Source organism: Microbulbifer hainanensis (genome assembly GCF_014904735.1).
Taxonomy (GTDB): Bacteria; Pseudomonadota; Gammaproteobacteria; order Pseudomonadales; family Cellvibrionaceae; genus Microbulbifer; species Microbulbifer hainanensis.
This window is the reverse complement of record NZ_JACZCR010000047.1, coordinates 85,384-103,561: the sequence shown is the minus strand read 5'-3', so window position 1 is coordinate 103,561 and position 18,178 is coordinate 85,384. Positions and strand designations below refer to the sequence as shown.

The 18,178-nt window shown below is 59.9% G+C and carries 16 protein-coding genes; 9 read left to right on the top strand and 7 right to left on the bottom strand.

Annotated elements, in window-relative coordinates:
• Positions 1-95 precede the first annotated feature (95 nt).
• Both IG168_RS17730 and IG168_RS17725 read right to left on the bottom strand, forming a co-directional pair.
• Positions 96-1,232: a pectinesterase family protein gene (locus tag IG168_RS17730; protein ID WP_226877108.1), complete on the bottom strand. Its 1,137-nt coding sequence runs from the start codon at positions 1,230-1,232 to the stop codon at positions 96-98.
• Positions 1,233-1,406: 174 nt separating this feature from the next.
• Positions 1,407-2,156, bottom strand: a complete 750-nt coding sequence (locus IG168_RS17725; RefSeq protein ID WP_193165934.1) for a Mut7-C RNAse domain-containing protein — start codon at positions 2,154-2,156, stop codon at positions 1,407-1,409.
• Positions 2,157-2,255: 99 nt separating this feature from the next.
• On the opposite strand from IG168_RS17725, the gene IG168_RS17720 reads away from it, so the two are divergent.
• The 8 genes from IG168_RS17720 to IG168_RS17685 all read left to right on the top strand — a co-directional run bounded on the left by IG168_RS17720 (position 2,256) and on the right by IG168_RS17685 (position 10,288).
• Entirely contained in the window at positions 2,256-3,164 is a 909-nt protein-coding gene (locus IG168_RS17720) for a LysR family transcriptional regulator (RefSeq protein WP_193165933.1), read from the top strand.
• Between the two features lie 94 nt (positions 3,165-3,258).
• Positions 3,259-4,419, top strand: a complete 1,161-nt coding sequence (locus tag IG168_RS17715) for an acyltransferase family protein (RefSeq protein ID WP_193165932.1) — start codon at positions 3,259-3,261, stop codon at positions 4,417-4,419.
• A 220-nt stretch (positions 4,420-4,639) separates the two neighbouring features.
• Positions 4,640-5,779, top strand: coding sequence for a carbon-nitrogen hydrolase family protein (locus IG168_RS17710; protein WP_193165931.1), 1,140 nt, complete (start codon positions 4,640-4,642; stop codon positions 5,777-5,779).
• Between the two features lie 48 nt (positions 5,780-5,827).
• Entirely contained in the window at positions 5,828-7,216 is a 1,389-nt protein-coding gene (locus IG168_RS17705; protein ID WP_193165930.1) for a flavin monoamine oxidase family protein, read from the top strand.
• Between the two features lie 94 nt (positions 7,217-7,310).
• Positions 7,311-8,687, top strand: a complete 1,377-nt coding sequence (locus tag IG168_RS17700; protein ID WP_193165929.1) for a hypothetical protein — start codon at positions 7,311-7,313, stop codon at positions 8,685-8,687.
• 9 nt (positions 8,688-8,696) lie between these two features.
• Complete coding sequence (locus IG168_RS17695) at positions 8,697-9,077, top strand: MmcQ/YjbR family DNA-binding protein (RefSeq protein WP_193165928.1); 381 nt, start codon at positions 8,697-8,699, stop codon at positions 9,075-9,077.
• Positions 9,078-9,098: 21 nt separating this feature from the next.
• Positions 9,099-9,953 (top strand): thioredoxin, encoded by an 855-nt coding sequence (trxA, locus tag IG168_RS17690; RefSeq protein ID WP_193165927.1) that lies wholly within the window; start codon positions 9,099-9,101, stop codon positions 9,951-9,953.
• A gap of 17 nt (positions 9,954-9,970) precedes the next feature.
• Complete coding sequence (locus IG168_RS17685) at positions 9,971-10,288, top strand: Nif3-like dinuclear metal center hexameric protein (protein ID WP_193165926.1); 318 nt, start codon at positions 9,971-9,973, stop codon at positions 10,286-10,288.
• A 71-nt stretch (positions 10,289-10,359) separates the two neighbouring features.
• On the opposite strand, the gene IG168_RS17680 is transcribed toward IG168_RS17685, so the two are convergent.
• From IG168_RS17680 to IG168_RS17660, 5 genes are all read right to left on the bottom strand, one after another.
• A complete protein-coding gene (locus tag IG168_RS17680) occupies positions 10,360-11,532 on the bottom strand; it encodes a sterol desaturase family protein (RefSeq protein WP_193165925.1) in 1,173 nt (390 codons plus the stop codon).
• A 68-nt stretch (positions 11,533-11,600) separates the two neighbouring features.
• Positions 11,601-12,140, bottom strand: a complete 540-nt coding sequence (locus IG168_RS17675; RefSeq protein WP_193165924.1) for an NUDIX hydrolase — start codon at positions 12,138-12,140, stop codon at positions 11,601-11,603.
• Between the two features lie 50 nt (positions 12,141-12,190).
• Positions 12,191-13,693, bottom strand: a complete 1,503-nt coding sequence (gene nhaC, locus IG168_RS17670) for a Na+/H+ antiporter NhaC (RefSeq protein WP_193165923.1) — start codon at positions 13,691-13,693, stop codon at positions 12,191-12,193.
• A 119-nt stretch (positions 13,694-13,812) separates the two neighbouring features.
• Complete coding sequence (arcA, locus tag IG168_RS17665) at positions 13,813-15,081, bottom strand: arginine deiminase (RefSeq protein ID WP_193165922.1); 1,269 nt, start codon at positions 15,079-15,081, stop codon at positions 13,813-13,815.
• Positions 15,082-15,094: 13 nt separating this feature from the next.
• On the bottom strand, positions 15,095-16,528 hold the full coding sequence (locus IG168_RS17660) for a basic amino acid/polyamine antiporter (RefSeq protein WP_193165921.1): 1,434 nt from the start codon (positions 16,526-16,528) through the stop codon (positions 15,095-15,097).
• A 378-nt stretch (positions 16,529-16,906) separates the two neighbouring features.
• Here IG168_RS17660 and IG168_RS17655 point away from each other — a divergent pair, with 378 nt between their 5' ends.
• Positions 16,907-18,178, top strand: coding sequence for an efflux RND transporter periplasmic adaptor subunit (locus tag IG168_RS17655; protein WP_193165920.1), 1,272 nt, complete (start codon positions 16,907-16,909; stop codon positions 18,176-18,178).

Below are 18,178 nucleotides of genomic sequence, written 5' to 3'. Positions count from 1 at the left end.
GATTGTCCGTGTACCGCGCCTAAGCGCGGCATTGGGTGCGGTGTAAGGGATTGGGCCTGGGCCTGGGGCGTAAGTGTTGCGGGCCTGGGCGCGTTTCAGTCGAGCGGGCGCCAGTCGCCGAGTACTGCGACCGGAGTGAACTGTTCTGCGCGGGGTTCATCCAGCTGACGGCGCGCGGGGTTATTGGCAGCGCCGGGACCGCGGCTGCGGTACTCGAAAAAGCGGGAATTATCGGGACGAAAGACGGTGCTTTTACTGCCGTCGCGGCTGGTGCCGCGCATCGTGGTCCAGCCATCGGCCACGATGTGATCGTCCATATAGGTGTCGATAAATACGCTGGCGCCAATCGCATCGGGATCGGCATAGCGACCGTCATTAAAGTCCGTGGTGGGATGCCAGGGACGGCCGAGCGCCACCGAGCCAGCCTTTACGCCCGTCTCCTTGAGCAGGCGGCAGCGCACGAACACCAGGCCGAAAGGTCGCTCGATATCGGTACTGGGCGCGGTGACGTAGCCGCTGAACTTGCCATCTGTGCGGGCGCGCTTGCGGCTGACGATGTCGCTATCGAGGAACAGCGCGGTACCGGCGCCGAAGATAAAATCCACATTGCCCTCAACGACGCTGTTCACAAAGGCGCTGCGCCCGGCGTTGACATACAGGGTGTCCTGGTAGCCGGACAGGCGTACATCGCGAAACAGCGCGCGGTCGCTGCCGGTATCGGTCATCAATGCTACGGCCTGACTGTGGTGGACTTTCTGCGGGTCGTCCGCGGCGAGCGCATCGTTGCCGAGGAAATCAAAACTGTTCTCGATCGTCAGGTGTTCGGCGCGGAAATTCGTCGCGCGCACGATGAGCGTGGCGGAGCCGGACGTGCGCCAGGTCTCCTCTGTGCCGGGGATCCGGGCGCCGGAATAGGCGTCGTAACTGATCACGGTTTTATCCCGTCCTGCACCGCGCAGGGTTACGTTGGGGCGGGTAATGACGAGTTTTTCCCGGTAGTGGCCGCCGCGCACGAATATCAGAAAGGGCGTATCGCCGTCCGCCGGTGCCGCCGCAAGGGCGGCGCCGATCGACCGATAAACCGGCCGTCCGGTCTCTACCGCCCGCCCGCCCGCGTCGACGATGGCATCGACGCTTTGTGTATCGGTATCTGCACTATACGCGGTGCCCACGAGCAGGGAACACAGTGTCAGTGCGAGCAAGCGGGCGGTATTGGCGATGGATAGACGCATGGGGATCCCTCTCCGGTCAGTGGCGCCACCATCATATCGGTTAATTGGTCTGTCCAAAAGCTATTCAAAAGAAAAATTGGTATGGTAATATCGCCAGATAAACGTATTGGTAAGGCCAATAATATTGGTCGAAGGGGTGATTTTGCCTGGCACCCGCATTGCGGGCGGCGGTGATCACGCCGGCGGAATTTGGCGCAGCGACTGCACCAGCGATTGCATGCGATCGTAGTGGCTACCCTTCCAGTAGACTCGCAGGCAGTCGCTGCACTGATAGAAGGAATCGAAGTATTGGCGGGTTCTGGCCGGTAGGCGATCGAGAACCTGCTCTCTGGACACCGGCTGCAAGTGACCGTTGCAGGCAATGCAGCGGCTGAACGGACGCATCGCCGGCTGTAATTGCAGGCGCTCCACCACCTCCGCTATCTGCAGGCGCGGCTTTGTCGCGCGCACAAAGTAGCCACGCTGCAGTTGACGCCGCTTCAGCAGGCCGCGGTCACGGGACAGCAGTATGCGCTGCTCATCGATCGAGATGCGCAGCAGAGTGTCGTCATCATAATCAGTGCGAAACAACGTGTCGAAACCGAGCAAGCGCAGATAGCGGGCCAGTCGCCCGAGGTGGCAGTCGAGAACAAAACGCGGAATTCGCAGGGGTTGCGGCCGCAACCGGACCAGCGGCGTGATATCCAGTGCTTCAAACATCGGGTAGACGGTGATGCGATCTCCGTCGCGCAGGCGGTAAGAAAAATCCACTGAGCGGCCGTTGGCGAGTATCAGGTCCACCTCGGTGTGAGGCACACCGAGATTTTCGATGGCGTCCTTGACCGACCCGGGCAGCAAATATTCGCGCGGCAAGTCCCGCTGCCGCCATTTGCGCGGCAGGAAATCGTTGAGCTCCCGGTAAAAGCGAAAAGTCACACTGAGCATGGGGCGACGGCCGAATATTCAGACACAGTATCAGTGTAGGTTCGCGGGGCGGGCGAGCGTCTGCGACCAGAGCGGGCCAATAGATCGGGGGAGGGGAACATGCAGGTCGACGATTGGAATCACGTGCAGTACGCACTGGCAGTAGCGCGAGCCGGTACTCTGTCTGGTGCCGCACAGCAGCTGGGTGTTTCCCACTCGACGGTGCTGCGCCGGGTGGACGCCCTGGAGAAAAACCTGCGCACGCAACTTTTTTATCGCCACGCCCGCGGTTATGTGCCCACGGAAGCTGGCCGCCGGTTGGCGCACGCGGCGGAGTCCATGCAGGATCAGCTGAACCTGCTGGTCGAACGGGTACACGGCCCCGCAGAGCTGCTGCGCGGCAACCTGGCTATTCACACCGATGCGGAACTGGTATCTCCGTTACTGCCATTGCTACAGCGGTTTCAGCGGCGACACCCGGAACTGCGCCTGCAAATGGAAGAGAGCACAGATTGGCCGGGTTCCCACCGTGGAGAAGTTCGGGTCGGTCTGCGTGTGAGCGCACGCCCCAACGAAGCCGGCTGCGCCGTGCAATCTTTGCCGCCACTTGGTTACAGCCTCTATGCCTCGGACAGCTACCTGCGTAATCACGGTGAACTGCACAGCCTGGACGCAATTGATGGCCACCGTTTTATTAGCTGTGCTGACAACGACGATTGCCCGGCGTTTAAATGGCTACGGGAGTCGGTGCCCGAACGGCAGATAAAGTTGCACTGTGGCAGTCAGGGACAGTTGCTGGAGGCGGCGAGAGCCGGCTTTGGCATAGCGCCGTTGTGTGCCTGGCGTGCGCGTGGCGACGACGGACTGCGCCGGTTGCTGCCACCGCCGAATGAATGGCGGCGGAACCTGTGGCTGTACTGTCGTCAGGAACAGTATGCAGCGGGTGAGTTGCGCGCATTCAGTGATTTTATCGGCGAATATCTGGCGCGCCTGCAACGCATGCGCCCGGTCGGCCGGGGTGCGAGATGATATTTTCGGATTTGTGAGGGGAAAATTTTCGCTGCCGGGGGAACTCACTTATCATCCCCCGGTCACTGCTTAAAATAAAAAATGCGAATTTGAAATGCCACACCCCGATGCATCCCGTCGCCTGTACGGATTGGACGCCCTCCGCGCCATCGCCATTCTGATCGTTCTGATTTACCACTACCGCGTCATCGTCAGCAGAGAACCCCTGTTCGGCTTTATGAGCCAACTCGGCTGGACCGGGGTGGATCTGTTCTTTGTGCTGAGTGGCTATCTGATCGGCAACCAGGTGGTGGGCGCACTGGCCCGGCGCGAGGACTTTTCCCTGCGACGCTTCTATGCGCGCCGGTTTTTCCGCACCCTGCCGAATTATATCGTGGTGTTGGCATTGTGCCTGCTGGTTCCGATGTTGAACGGCAAGGACACGGCGCCGCTATGGTCTTTCCTGACCTTTACCCAGAACCTGGCGATGCGCCCCGGCGAAACCTTTACTCACTCCTGGTCGCTGTGTATTGAAGAGCAGTTCTACCTGCTGTTCCCGCTCGCCGCACTGCTGCTGTTGCGCCGCTACCGCTCGCCGGTATCTGCCTGGTGGCTACTGGCAGGTTGCAGCCTGGCGGCAATGGCGATTCGTGCGGTGATGCTGAGCCATCACGGCGGCGCCGATATCGGTGCGCTGGATTACTACCAGTATATCTACTACACCAGCGTGACCCGCTTTGATGAACTGCTGCCGGGCATTGCCATTGCGCTGTTGAAAAACTTCCATCGCGAAACCTTCGAGCGTCTGCTGGCCCACGGGCAGAAGTTATTCCTGGCCGGGTTGGCCTTGGTGGGCTTTACATTTTATGGGTTCGAGACCTACTGGTACCGCAGTGGCATCGGCGTGGATTATTTCTGGACCGCCTGCGGCTACAGCTTGTTGGCCTGGGGGTTTGCACTGCTGGTGCTGTCCGCGCTGTCTCCCGCATCCTGGCTGCACCGCGTGCGCGTTCCCGGTGCAGCCAGTGTGGCGCTGTGGTCCTATGCGATCTACCTGATCCACAAGCCACTTTTCAAGCTGCTGAAGGTGCCAGTGGCGAAGGCGGGTGTCGACGTCGACGGTTATACCGGCATGGCGATCATCATGCTGGCCGGTATCGCTGCCGGCTGGTTGCTGTGCCGCGCCGTGGAAACCCCGTTTATGCAGATGCGCGCGCGACTGTTCCCATCCAATATCCGCAGTGCGGCACCCGTCGCGGTCGCGGCGCAGGGTTAACAGCGTTGGGATACTCGCGGTCAGATTCCTGCAGCATAGGGCCGGCTTGTTCGAGACAAATGCTTGTGGACGTGGTCGGGTCGATGTGGACTCAGTCAGTGCTGTGCCCGCCCTGAGGCTGGCAGGCGTCGTCTGCCGATCGCTGCCGGGATGCGGGGAGCAAGCGGGTGCGGTAAAGTTGACCCATCAATAATGGGCATCGCTCCCTCCCGGCCAGATAATGATAAGAAAAATATGCTATTTACTGCTTGCGCTGCTGCTTTTTACCGCTCTGTTGGTGTCGGTTCTGGTGCAGCGTCCGCTGCCGGCGACGGCAGTCGCGGCCACAGAACCTGAGGTACTGCTCGAGCCGCTGAATCCGCCCCAGCCGAATGCGGCGAATCTGCTGTCCATCCAGCCCTATCTGGTTGCCGCTGACTATGCCAGCGCGGATCGCCTGTACCGCAAACTGGATGGCTATATGGCACGCGCCCGCGATGCTGGCTGGCTCAACGACCGCACCCTGGTGGTGTTTCCCGAACATATCGGCACCTGGCTGGTGGCGGAGGGCGAGAGCTTCCTGGCCTACCGCGCGGAAACCACCAGTGGTGCGCTGCTCTGGGCCGCGCTCGGTAACCTGCCGGCCTTCGGCCAGCACCTGCTCGGCGAAGAGGCAGCGGACCCTTTCGCCGCGGCAATGTTCAAAACCAAGGCCGCGGCCATGGCGCACGACTACCAGCGGGTTTTCGCCACCCTGGCTGGCCGCTACGGCGTGACCCTGGTGGCCGGTTCCATCGCGTTGCCGGATCCACAGCTGCAGGACGGTGAAATCCGTGCGGGCAGCGGACCCATTTATAACAGCAGTTTTGTTTTCTACGCGGATGGTTCTGTCGCTGGACCGGTGCGCAAGATGCACCCGATCGCCAGCGAACTGCCGTTTACCGAGCCGGCCGCGCAAGCGCTGCCGCTGTTCGACACGCCGCTGGGCAAACTGGGAATCCTGATCTGCGCTGACAGCTGGTACCCGGATACCTGGCGGCAGCTGCGCGACGCCGACCTGGTGGCCGTGCCGTCTTTCTCGACGCCGGAGGGTATCTGGGCCCGGTCCTGGGGTGGCTACAACGGCGCCGCGGCGCCGGCCGATGTCGACCCCGCCGATGTGGGGCAACTCACCGAAGGCGAGGCCTGGAGAAAATATGCCCTGGGTGGACGCGGCGGCCAGCTGCGCGCGGGCATCAATACCTTTCTGCGCGGCGACCTGTGGGATCTCGGTGACGACGGCCAGACCACTGCCGTGTTGCGCGGTACGGTGATTCAGGGTCAGCGCCGCGACGGCGCGGTGATTACCAGTCTGTGGCTGCCGACAGCGGATTACGACTGAAAAATACAAAAACGCCAACGATAAAAAACAGTAACGGATGAGAGCACCATGTCACTGGACCAGGTTCAGGTAGCGATAGTCGGCGCGGGTATTTCCGGTTTGCAGGCAGCGCGGTTGCTGCAGAAGAAATATCGAGTGCGCGTACTGGAGGCCCGCGAGCGCGTCGGCGGACGCCTCTGTAATCACCAGTTCACCAACGGCGATACTGTGGATGTCGGTGGCCAGTGGGTGGGGCCGGGCCAGGATCGTATGTACCGGTTGATCGAGGAGCTGGGGGCGAGCACCTGGCCACTGTACGACAGCGGTGACAACCTGCTCTGCCTGAACAGCAAGCTGCGCCGCTACCGCGGCACTATCCCCAGGATCAATCCCCTGGCCCTGGCAGATCTGGGTATCGCCATGGCGCGCTTTGAAGCCATGGCCAAATCGATCGATCCAACCGCGCCCTGGGAATATAAGAAAGCGCGGCAGTGGGACGCCACAACGCTCGATACCTGGCTGCACAAGAACTGCCGCACGCGCCTAGGACGGGAACTGTTCGAAGTGGGTATCGGTGCAGTATTTGCCGGTGAGGCGAAAGATTTGTCGCTACTGCACGCACTTTTCTATGCCCGTTCCGGCCACTCGCTCGAGACTCTGTTGGCGGTCACCGGCGGTGCCCAGCAGGACCGGGTGCACGGTGGCACCGCGGGCCTGTGTGAGCGCATGGCCGCGGAACTGGGGCAGGCAGTGCAATTAAACGCGGCGGTGGAAGCGGTAGAGCAGTTGCCCGATGGCCGCCTGCGGGTGCGTCACCAGTCGGGATCGGTGGTGTGCGAGCGGGTGATCGTGGCGCTGCCGCCCAACCAGGCACTGCGCATCCGCTTTGAGCCGGAATTGCCTGCCTGGCGCGACCAGCTGTTGCAGCGCATGCCCGCCGGTGCCTGCATCAAATGTATCGCCCGCTACGATAAACCCTTCTGGCGCGAGGAAGGGTTGTCCGGTCAGGTTGCGAGTCCCGCCGGCCCGGTGCGGGTCACTTTCGACAACTCCGAGGCTGGTCGCGAGTCGGGTTTGCTGATGGGGTTCCTCGAAGGGGACGTGGCGCGCTATTACAGCAATGTCGATCCCGAGCAGCGCCGCGCGGCGGTTCTGGACTGCTTCGCCCAGTATTTCGGCGAGCGCGCGCGGCAACCACTGGAATACGTGGATAAAGACTGGAGTAGCGAACCCTGGACTCGCGGCTGTTATGCGGCACACCTGGCGCCGGGTACCTGGACCAGCTACGGCCCCAGAATGCGTGAGACCAACGGCCCGGTGCACTGGGCCGGTACCGAATTTGCGACGGAGTGGTTTGGCTATATGGAGGGTGCGCTGGAGGCGGCCGAACGTGCCGCGGACGAAGTGGCCGGCGCACTGGCGCGCACCAGCGGACGGCTGGAACTGGTGACGGCCTGAGGGCGCGCGGTTACACCGGTGGTGATTTTCGCTAGCATAGCGCTTTGCTTCCCCGCATCCGCACGGATCTGAATAAAGAACAACAGGAATGACTATGATCACTTTCCGTAAACTGCCCAAATTGATGCCCCTCGCGGCGATGCTGCTGGCGCTCGGCGCCTGCGGAGACCGGAGCGAGTCGCCCGACAAGGCACCTTCGCCGGCCAGCTCGGCGGCGGTAACGGCGAAGCCGGATACCGAGCGTGCGGAAGATACGAAAATGGACCAACTGGCCCGGGACTATGTACTGCTGGTGCTGGAGCTCGGCAATCACGACAAAAGTTATGTCGATGCCTATTACGGTCCCGAGGCCCTGAAAGACAAGGCGGCGGCGAGCCAGGCTACTCCGGCTGAAATCGCCCAGCGGGCAAAACAGTTACTGCAGCAACTGCCGGAGACCATCGCGCCCGGCAGTGATCTCGAAACATTGCGCCAGCACTACCTGAAAACCCAGCTGCGCGCTGTTGTCGCCCATGCGGAAAGCCTGGCCGGTGTTGGCGAGCGCAGTTTCGAGCGCGAAGCGCAGCTCCTTTACGATACGCAGCCGCCAAAACAGAGCTACGCCGAATTTGAACCGGTGCTGGCGGAACTGGACAAATTATTGCCCGGCGACAAGCCGCTGCATCTGCGGGTGCAGGAATTCAGGAAGCAGTTTGAAATCCCGTCAGAAAAACTTGACGATGTCTTCAAGGCCGCCATCGATGCCTGTCGTGAGCGCACGAAAAAACATATTCAGCTTCCGGCGGATGAAAATTTCAAACTCGAATACGTCACCGATAAACCCTGGAGCGGCTACAACTGGTACCAGGGCCACGCGCAGAGCCTGATCCAGGTCAATACCGAACTGCCGATCATGATCGACCGCGCGATTGATCTGGGTTGCCATGAGGGTTATCCGGGACACCACACTTACAATGCACTGTTGGAAAGTGAACTGGTCGATAAGCACGGCTGGCTTGAATACAGTGTCTATCCGCTGTTCAGTCCCCAGTCCCTGATTGCCGAGGGCAGTGCCAACTACGGAATTGAACTGGCATTTCCCGGCAAGGAAAAGGCGGAGTTCGAAAAAACCGTGCTCTATCCGCTGGCCGGCCTGAACCCCGCCGATGCGGAAAAATACGATCGCGTCCTGGAGCTGGTCGAAAAGCTCAGCTTTGCCGGCAACGAAATCGCCCGCCAGTATATCGATGGTGAAATCGATGGGGACAAGGTCGTCGAGCTGTTCCAGAAATACACCGTGATGAGCCCGGAGAAAGCCAAACAGCGTCTGCGTTTTGTGGACACTTACGGTGCCTACGTCATCAATTACAATTGGGGCAAACAGCTGGTGGCCAACTACGTCGAAAAGGGCGATGCTACTGACGAGCAGCGCTGGGAACGATTCAGCAAGCTGCTGTCCTCACCGCGCCTGCCGTCGTCGCTGGACTGGTAGGCGGTCGCAATGGACTACCGGGTCGCGCGCGACTATCTGCTCTCTCGGCCCGAAGCGGTCGAGGACTTCCCGTTTGGCCCGCAGGTGGCGGTTTTCAAGGTGAAAGGCAGGATGTATGCCACTCTCACCGTTGAAAACGGCGTGGCGCGCACCAATCTCAAGTGCGACCCGGATGAGGCGCAGGCGCTGCGGGATATCTTCACCGGGGTGTTGCCCGGTTATCATATGAACAAGAAGCACTGGAATACGGTGCTGCTGGACGGCAGTGTGCCGGACTATGAAATCGAGCGGATGATGGACCGCTCGTACGGACTGGTGGTGAAAGGCCTGCGCAAAGTGGAGCGCGAGGCGCTGGAGCTTGCCTATGGCAGCGACACCATTTATCGATAGATTTCTGAATCAGGAGTGGTTGTGAACGAATTTATTGTCGACGTAACGGCGGAAAATGCCCAGCAGGTGCTGATTGAGGAATCCATGCAGCGCCCGGTGGTGGTGGATTTCTGGGCCGACTGGTGCGAGCCGTGCAAGCAATTGATGCCGGTTCTGGAGAAACTGGCACAAGAATACGCCGGGCAGTTCCTGCTGGCCAAGGTCAATGCCGATACCGAACAGATGCTGGCCGGCCAACTGGGTGTGCGCAGTCTGCCGACGGTCATGGTGCTCAAAGAAGGGCAGCCGGTGGATGGTTTCGCCGGAGTGCAGCCGGAACAGCAGATCCGTGAAATGCTGGACAAGTACCTGCCCAAGCCCTGTGACCTGAAACTGGAGCAGGGCCAGAAGCTTGTGGCGGAAGGCAAGCTCGATGAGGCACTGCCAGTGCTGCGCCAGGCTTACACCGAGTCCGAGGAACGGGCGGATATCGCCAAGCAGCTGGCGGCGGTGCTACTGGAACTGAACCGGGCCCAGGAGGCGGAAACCGTATTGGGCAAGATTTTGCTGGCGGACCAGGACAGTGATTACCAACAGCTGATGTCACAGCTGGAACTGAAACAACAGGCTGCCGATTCCCCTGAAATTCAGGCGCTGCAGCAGGCAGTTGCGCAGAACCCGGACGACTACAAGTCCGCGATGGACCTGGCCGTGCAGTACAGCCAGAGCCATCGCCACCAGGAGGCCCTGGACCTGCTGCTGAATATCCTGCGGTCTGACCTCAACTACGCAGACGGAGCGGCGAAACAGGCCTACCTGGATATCGTCAAGAGCCTCGGCGGCGGCGACCCCATCGCCACCCAGTATCAGCGCAAGCTGATGACACTGCTGTACTGACCAGCCAGCAGTCTGCCATGTACAAGCTCTGTATCTATATTCCTGAATCCCATGTCGAGCCAGTAAAGCAGGCGCTGTTTGCCGCCGGTGCCGGGCGCATCGGCGACTACGACGCCTGCTGCTGGCAGGTAAAGGGCACGGGCCAGTTCCGTCCACTGGAAGGCAGCCAGCCATTTATCGGCGAGACCGGCACCGTGGAGCAGGTGGCCGAATACCGGGTGGAAATGGTCTGTGCCGATGAGTGTGTGGATGCTGCATTGGCCGCTTTGCGGACGGCGCATCCGTACGAGGAACCGGCGTTTGATCTGTGGAAGCTGGACGAGCGCTGCGGTTAGCGAAATTGCATTGTCGATAGGTTTTTAAAGCCGGGTGTTGCCCGGCTTTTTTGTGTCGGCGACTGCGATGTTCAGCGCTGAGAATCGGATTTCAAACGCTTTGGCAGCAGCGCGGTCAGCGGATAGAGCGTCTGGCCGAGCACCGTGCGCGGAAGCCGTTTGGTGGTTCCGTATTCGGCGGGCCAGTGTTCCTCCGGCATATGGAAAGTATTGAACAGCCGATCGAACAAGACGGTGTGAGCCGAGTAATTGGTGTCGATAGCGGGCTTTTCCGAACTGTGGTGCCAGTGGTGAAACTGTGGCGTGACAAAAATCGCTTTCAGTGGCCCGAAGGAAAAGCGCAGGTTGCTGTGAATCAATACCGCCTGTAGGGCGGCGAAAACAACGTAGATATCCAGCGCCGCCTGGGAGGGGCCGAGCAGGTAGAGGGGGACCAGTACCAGAGCCCGCTCGGAAAAGACCTGCAGGAAATGCCCGCGAGAACCCGCCAGCCAGTCCATATGCTCCACCGAGTGATGGACCGCATGAATCGGCCACAGCCAGCTCGTTTCGTGATACAGGCGGTGTTCCCAGTAAAGAACGAAATCGGCGCAGATAATGATCAGCGCTACCTGCAGGGCCAGCGGCGCCGACTGCACCAGTTGCTGCAGGGCGGGGCTCACCGCCCAGTGAAAGTGGGTCGCGTGGTAATTGCCGTAGATCAAAATGGCCGAGATCAGCAGGTGATTGAGACAGAAGTAAAACAGGTCCACGTCCCACTCCGGCCGCATGATCACCTGGTTGCGATATTTGGGAAACAGCTTTTCCAGGGTCATGAAGATGAAAATGGAACCGAGTAGGGCGAGGATCAGCCAGTCCACCCCGAGTGACAGCCTGCGGGGCTCCACTGGGCCAACCGGTATCGAGTAGCCGCCGAGGGCAAAGGCGAGCAGCGTCAGTGCCATGCCCAGTGCGCCGAGACGTTTGTAGCGGTTGAGTAGCAGAGTGAGGGCGCCGAAGAAGAGCGAAAAGTACATGCCGTATTTCAGCAACTTCTGCAGGGCTACAGCGTCGTAAGCCTGACGCAACTCGACGGTTGTCAGGTAGGAGGGGTAAAGGTAAGCCAGTACGGCCAGCAGGCTCAATGTGCCCAGTAGAACGGAGCTGATACCGCTGATCCTACCTTCGCCGAGACGGAGCTCCCGCGCCCTGTCGAGTTTTACCCGGCGCTTACGATATTCATAGTTTGAAGTTTCGCTACTCATAATCCCTGGGATTTGCCGACCTGATCTTTGCGCGATGATTGTGCTGAATCGTCTCATCGCCCCTGCGGTTACAGCTTGCGTTGAATAACCCCTCGGTGCAGTGGGTAACTGTTCTTTTTGCGATCCTCGAAATAGTGTTCGAGCGTTTCCTGCATTATCGGAAAGGCGATTTCCTCCCACGGAATTTCCGCTTCGGTAAACAGCTCGACTTCCAGAGACTCCGGGCCCGGGCCGAAACCGGTGTCGGCGAGTTCGCCGCGGTACATCAGGTACACTTGGTTGATATGCGGAATATCGTACACGCTGTAGAGTCCGTCGACGCGGATATTGGCCCGCGCCTCTTCCCAGGATTCCCGCAGGGCACCCTCTTCACTAGTCTCGCCGTTCTCCATAAATCCCGCCGGCAGTGTCCACAGGCCCAGGCGCGGCTCGATGGCGCGCTTGCACAGCAGCACCTTGTCGCCGAGATAGGGCAGTACGCCGACGATCACGCGCGGGTTGATATAGTGAATGGCGCCACAGCCGCCGCACAGGTGGCGCGGGCGGTCGTCGCCTTCGGGAATGGCAAATGTAACGGCGTCGCTGCCGCAATGACTGCAGTATTTCATCGCGCCAGTATACCCGTGCGGGGGCGTGGCGTCAGTGCCGGAGGTGCCGGTTAGCGGGATTCGGTTTCGGGGGCCCCGGCGTGTTCGAGCCGCACCACCCTGAAGCCGGTGAACCCGTAAAACACACTGAGCAGAGGGCTGGCGATATTGAAGAAACAGAATGGCAGGTAGAGCAGGGTCGATACCCCCAGTACTGCAGACATGAAGGCGCCGCAGGAATTCCACGGTACCAGGGGCGATGTCACTGTACCGCTGTCGGCGACCAGGCGTGACAGGTTTTGCGGTGCCAATCCCCGTTTGGTGAATTCAGCCCGGTAGATGCGGGTGGGTAGTACCACCGCGATATATTGATCGCCAGCGACGACGTTGAGGCCGAGCGCCGTGGCAGACACAGTGAGGAAGAGTCCCCCGGTGGATTTGGCTCGCTGGATCAGCGGATTGAGCAGCCGCGCGATCAGGCCGAACTCATCGAGCAGGGCGCCGAAGGTCACCGCACCGATGATCAGCCAGACGGTCAGTAACATACTCGACATACCGCCACGGGATAACAGGTTGTCCACATCCGCGATGCCGGAGTTCATGGAGAAACCATTTGCCATGGCCTGCCACACCGCCGTTACGGCACCACTGAGCGTCAGGCTGTCTTCACCGGCAAAGGTGGCGTACACCTGCGGCTGCAGAAAAGCGCCCAGCACGCCGGCGAATAACGCGGAGACTAACAGGGCGAGCGACGGCGGGCGTTTGCGAACCGAGAACCACACCAGCATCCCAAGGGGCAGCAGGTTGAAGGCAGTAATGTGGTAGATGCCGTTCAGCTCCCCCAATTCCACTGCCGTTTGCATGTCACTCTGTCCGGCGGCGTCGACTCGGCCCAGCCCGAGTAGGGTGAACAGGATAAGGGCGATCAGGAACGCCGGTAGCGAGGTCCACAGCTGATTGCGGATATGGGTATAGACATCCACCTCGACCATCTGTGCGGCGATGATGGTGGTTTCGGATAGCGGTGAGGACTTGTCTCCGAGATAGGCTCCGGAGACAACCGCGCCGGCGGTGATCACGGTGGATACTTCGAGCATCGCGGCGATACCGACGAGCCCCACGCCAATCGTGCCGGCAGTGGTCCAGGAGCTGCCGATTGACATCGCGATCACTCCGCAAATCAGTGCGGTGGCCACGTAATACCAGGATGGAGACAGTACTTGAATGCCGTAGTAGACAAGTGTGGGGATGGTGCCCGACAGATTCCAGGCACCGATCAACGCCCCCACGGCGAGCAGGATAAAAATAGCACTGGTGATCGAAGCCAGGGCGCCGCGACCGGTTTCATGCATCGCACTCCAGCTGTGGCCGTTTTTTCGCGCGATGAGCGCCGTCACCATACAGCAGACAATCAGTGCCGTCTGGATCGGTCCATCCAGCGCATCCATACCAAACAACCACAGCGCCGCGCCAATCAGCAATACCAGAGTGAAAAGCGGAATCAGCGCATCCACAAGCGAGGGCGCTTTGATCTCGCCTTCCACCTCTGTCGGGGAGTTATCTTCGTTGCTCATCGTGTTCTCGGCTGGTCTGTCTGACTGCCGGAATATGTTGCGTCAGCATGGGGGCATGCGGATGTGCCGGGGTAACACGCTGGGTGCAAGATTTGCCTACCACTCTGGTTCAGACTGGTTCAGAAATCGACCGGGTCGCGAACAATCGGGCAGGTCATACAGTGGCCACCGCCGCGGCCGCGACCGAGTTCCGCACCGACGATGGTCACGACTTCGATCCCCTCCTTGCGCAGGTGGGTATTCGTAGTGGTATTGCGATCATAGGCAAAAACCACCCCGGGCTTCGCGGCGACCAGGTTGTTGCCGCTGTCCCACTGCTGGCGCTCTGAGGCATAGGCGTCGCCGCCGGTTTCCACCACCCGCAGTTTCTTCAGGTTGAGTGCCTTGGCCACCACATCCACGAATGGTTTGTTTTCAAGAGTGACATGCAGCGGCCCCTTGCTATCGCCGGGCCGCATGATCACAGGCTGCACCCTGTCCATGATCTCCGGGTACAGCGTGACGAGGTCGCGGTCGGCAAAGGTGAACACGGTATCCAGGTGCATGGCGGAGCGCAGTTTGGGCATCGCGGCAACAATGATTTGCTGCGCCGCTTCCTTCTCGAATAGTGCCACGGCCACTTGCGATATTGCCTGGCGCGAGCTGCGCTCACTCATACCGATCAAGACCACACCGTTGCCGACCGGCATCACATCGCCACCCTCGAGCGTTGCAGCACCGAAGTTGATGTCCGGGTCTCCCCACCAGACCTCAAAGGTTTCCTGGGTAAAGCTGGGATGGAACTTGTAGATGGCCGTGGTGAGAAACGTCTCTTCTTTGCGTGCCGGCCAGTAGAGTGGGTTGAGGGTGACACCGCCATAAATCCAGCAGGTGGTGTCGCGGGTATAGAGAGTGTTGGGAAGAGGTGGCAGCAGGTACTCGGTGGCGCCGTGGGCCTCGTGGGCGAGTTCCATAAATTCCGATTTTGAGTACTCGTCCGGGATATCCGCCACCGACATTCCGCCGATCAGGAATTCCGCCAGCTTGCGCGGATCCAGGCTCTCCAGATAGGCGCGGGTCTCCGTCATCAAACCGAGCCCCACATTGTTCGGGGTCACTTTCCGGTCCAGCAACCACTTCTTGGCTTCGGGTATAGCCACGGTTTCCGCCAGCAGGTTGTGCATCTCCAGAACTTCGATATCAAATTCCCGCATCTTGGTCATGAAGTCGAAGTGGTCGCGTTTGGCGTTCTGTACCCATAGCACATCGTCGAACAGCAGGTCGTCACAGTTGGTCGGCGTCAGGCGCGAATGGGCGAGGCTTGGCGCGCACACCATGACTTTGCGCAGTTGGCCAACTTCGCTGTAAACACCGAGAGTGGCGGTGGAGTTCGATTTGGCTTTGGCCATGACGGGTCTCCCGTTACAGAGTGATGGCACCGGTTGCGAGTGAGTAGATTCCGATAATGGCGCCGAGAAGAATGGCGCAGAACAGGATCAGCTCCACTTTGTTGAAGGTCGACAACTTCAGCTCGCGCCGTGCGAAGATAAACAGCAGAGTGCCCGGTGCAAACAGGATGCAGGCGAGCAGCACGTGCCCCAGGCCCCCGGCGATAATCATAAAAATGGCGTAAACAGTGGCGATCAGGGCGAACAGCAATTCCCGGTTGCGCAGCCGGCGCGGATCCTTCTCATAAGTCTCATTGGTCAGCGCCAGTTTTAGCCCGAAGGCCGCGACCAGCAGGTAGGGAATCAGCGTCATGGCGCTGGTCAATTCCAGCGTCAGGTCGAAGGCGTACTGGGCAAATATCGTCATGATCAGGAATAGCTGCACCAGGCCATTGGTGAGCCACAGGGCGATATGCGGCACGCCGTTTTGGTTTTCTCGCCCGAACACTTTCGGCACCAGGTCGTATTTTGAGGCCGTAAACAGCGCCTCCGCGCAGAGCAGAGTCCAGGCCAGGTAGGCACCGAGCACCGATACGATGAGCCCGGCGCTGACAAATACGGCGCCCCAGGTCCCGACCACATGCTGCAACACGCCGGCCATGGAAGGCTGGCGCAAGTCGGCGATTTCCGAGCGTAACATGACACCATAGGGCAGCAGCGTGACCAGGATCATCAGGCACAGCACACCGAGAAAACCCATTACCGTGGCCCAGCCGACATCCGCGCGGTTCTTCGCATAGCGGGAGAAAACGCTGGCCCCTTCCACGCCGATAAACACGAATACGGTCACCAGCATGGTGCGTCGTACCTGTGCCATCACATCCGTGAAGCTGTAATCGGCGCCGCCCCAGAAATTGTCGGCGAACAGGTCTTTCTTGAAGGCGAACGCGACGATGATGATGAAGATAAGGATCGGCACAATTTTCGCGACGGTGACCAGCTTATTGATACCGGCGGCCTGCTTAACGCCGCGCAATATCATGAAGTGAATACTCCAGAGAATCACCGAGGAAACGGCTACCGCCGGAACCGTGTTGCCTTCGCCGAATGCGGGAATAGCGGCGCCAAGTGTGGACTTGATCAGGATGAAATAGGTGGTATTGCCGAGACAGCTACCGGCCCAGAATCCGAAGGCGGCGATAAAGCCGAGATAGTCGCCGAATCCCTCCTTGGCGTAGGTAAAGATGCCGGCATCCAGATCGGGTTTGCGCACGGCCAGAAACTGGAATACGAACGCGAGCATCAACATGCCGGTGCCGGCAATTGACCACGCAATCAGGGCACCAAAAGGACCGGTGGCATTGCCGAAGGTCGCAGGCAGGGAAAAAATGCCTGCGCCGACCATGGAGCCAACCACCATGCCCATCATGGTCGTGCGGTTCAGGGTCTTCTGTGCCTCGACTGTCATGGTGTCTACTTGGATTACCCGCAGTGTCAGTACAGTGTAGACAGCTTATTCGACAGACCCGGCGCGTTTACACTTCCGTGGTCCGTGGTCCGTGGTCCGTGGTCCGTGGTCCGTGGTCCGTGGTCCGTGGTCCGTGGTCCGCGGGCAAGAGCGGCGTGTCTGTTCGCATTCCGCGTCGCAATCCGGAAATCCCTTCCCGAATATGGATGCGCTATTTCTCCTCGAAATATGCAGGTCGATTTCTATTCTTTTAGTCCGAGGTCCCTGAGTATCGGACTGCCTTTCCTATTGTGGGCCCTTTGGGCGTTTCGCTCCCCCGATGGCTTAGCATCTATAGTTTCCAATGAGTCCTGCTCCCCCTGGCTGAGAAGTAACCCGATGATCTGGCGTTTCTTATTTGCTGCGATCGTAATTTCCGCGCCGCTGTTGCTCGCTGTCGGCTGTGGCGATCGCGGGGCAGAGGAGCCAGAACAAAAACCTCCTCCCGTGGAGGTGCTCGCAGTACGTGAACAGCCGGTAATTCCCCGTTACGAGTATGTGGGACGCGTAGAAGCCACCGATGAGCTCGCCGTGCGTCCGCGGGTGGAGGGGTACATCATGCGCCGCCTGTTCGAGGAGGGTTCCATGGTGGAGAAGGGCCAGCTACTTTACGAGATAGATCCGCAGCCTTTCATTGCCACTCTGGACAATCGCCGAGCGGCTCTGGAGCAGGCCCGTGCGGGATTACAGGTAGCGGAGCGCAATTTTCGGCGGGGGCGGCAACTGGTTGGTCAGGGTTTTATCAGCAAGAAGACCATGGACGAGCTACAGGGGACTTACGAACAGGCCCAGGCGGGCCTGCAGGCAGCGCAGGCAGACGTAGAGAGTGCCAAACTAAATCTGTCGTACACCAAGATATATGCGCCATTGACCGGACGTATCGGCCGCTCGGCGTTTACCGAAGGTTCTCTGGTCGGGCCCCAGTCAGAGCCGCTGACGACAGTTCTGAACCTCAATCCCACATTTGTGCTGTTTGAGGTCCCGCAAGACCAGCTGTTAGCGGTGCAAATTCGCGAGGCGCGTCGGCTGCGTGAAGGAAGGGCCCCCAGCTCGCGGGATATTCGCATTGAGCTGCCCGACGATACCTTCTATCCGTATCCCGGCTCAATCGCGTTTGTCGACAACCAGATTAATCTCAATACCGGTTCGGTGGCGGTCCGAGCAGAGTTTCCCAACCCGGATCAACTGCTGGTACAGGGGCAGTTTGTGCGTGTCTCGATCCGGGTCATGTCCGGTGACGAGAATATATTGCCCCTGGTGCCGCAATCCTCGGTGCTCGAGGACATGCAAGGGCGCTATGTATTTGTCGTGGACGAGAATGATGTCGCCCACCGCCGCTATTTGGAGCTGGGGCAGCGGGAAGGGGAATTGTGGGCCGTGGAAAAGGGGTTGCAGGCAGGCGAGCGAGTGATCGTCAATGGTCTCCAGCGGGTAGTGGCGGATCGGCCAGTGGCGCCACAAACTTCGGCGCGTAACCCGTATTCCAAGGACAAGTCTCAGCGGGGCCCGAAAGCCCGGCCGGAGCAGGAAAGCAAACAGGGGAGCGGTTCAGCCTCCGTCACACAACAGCAGGAGTCGAGACGCGAGGCGCCGGCAACGGACAGCAAATAG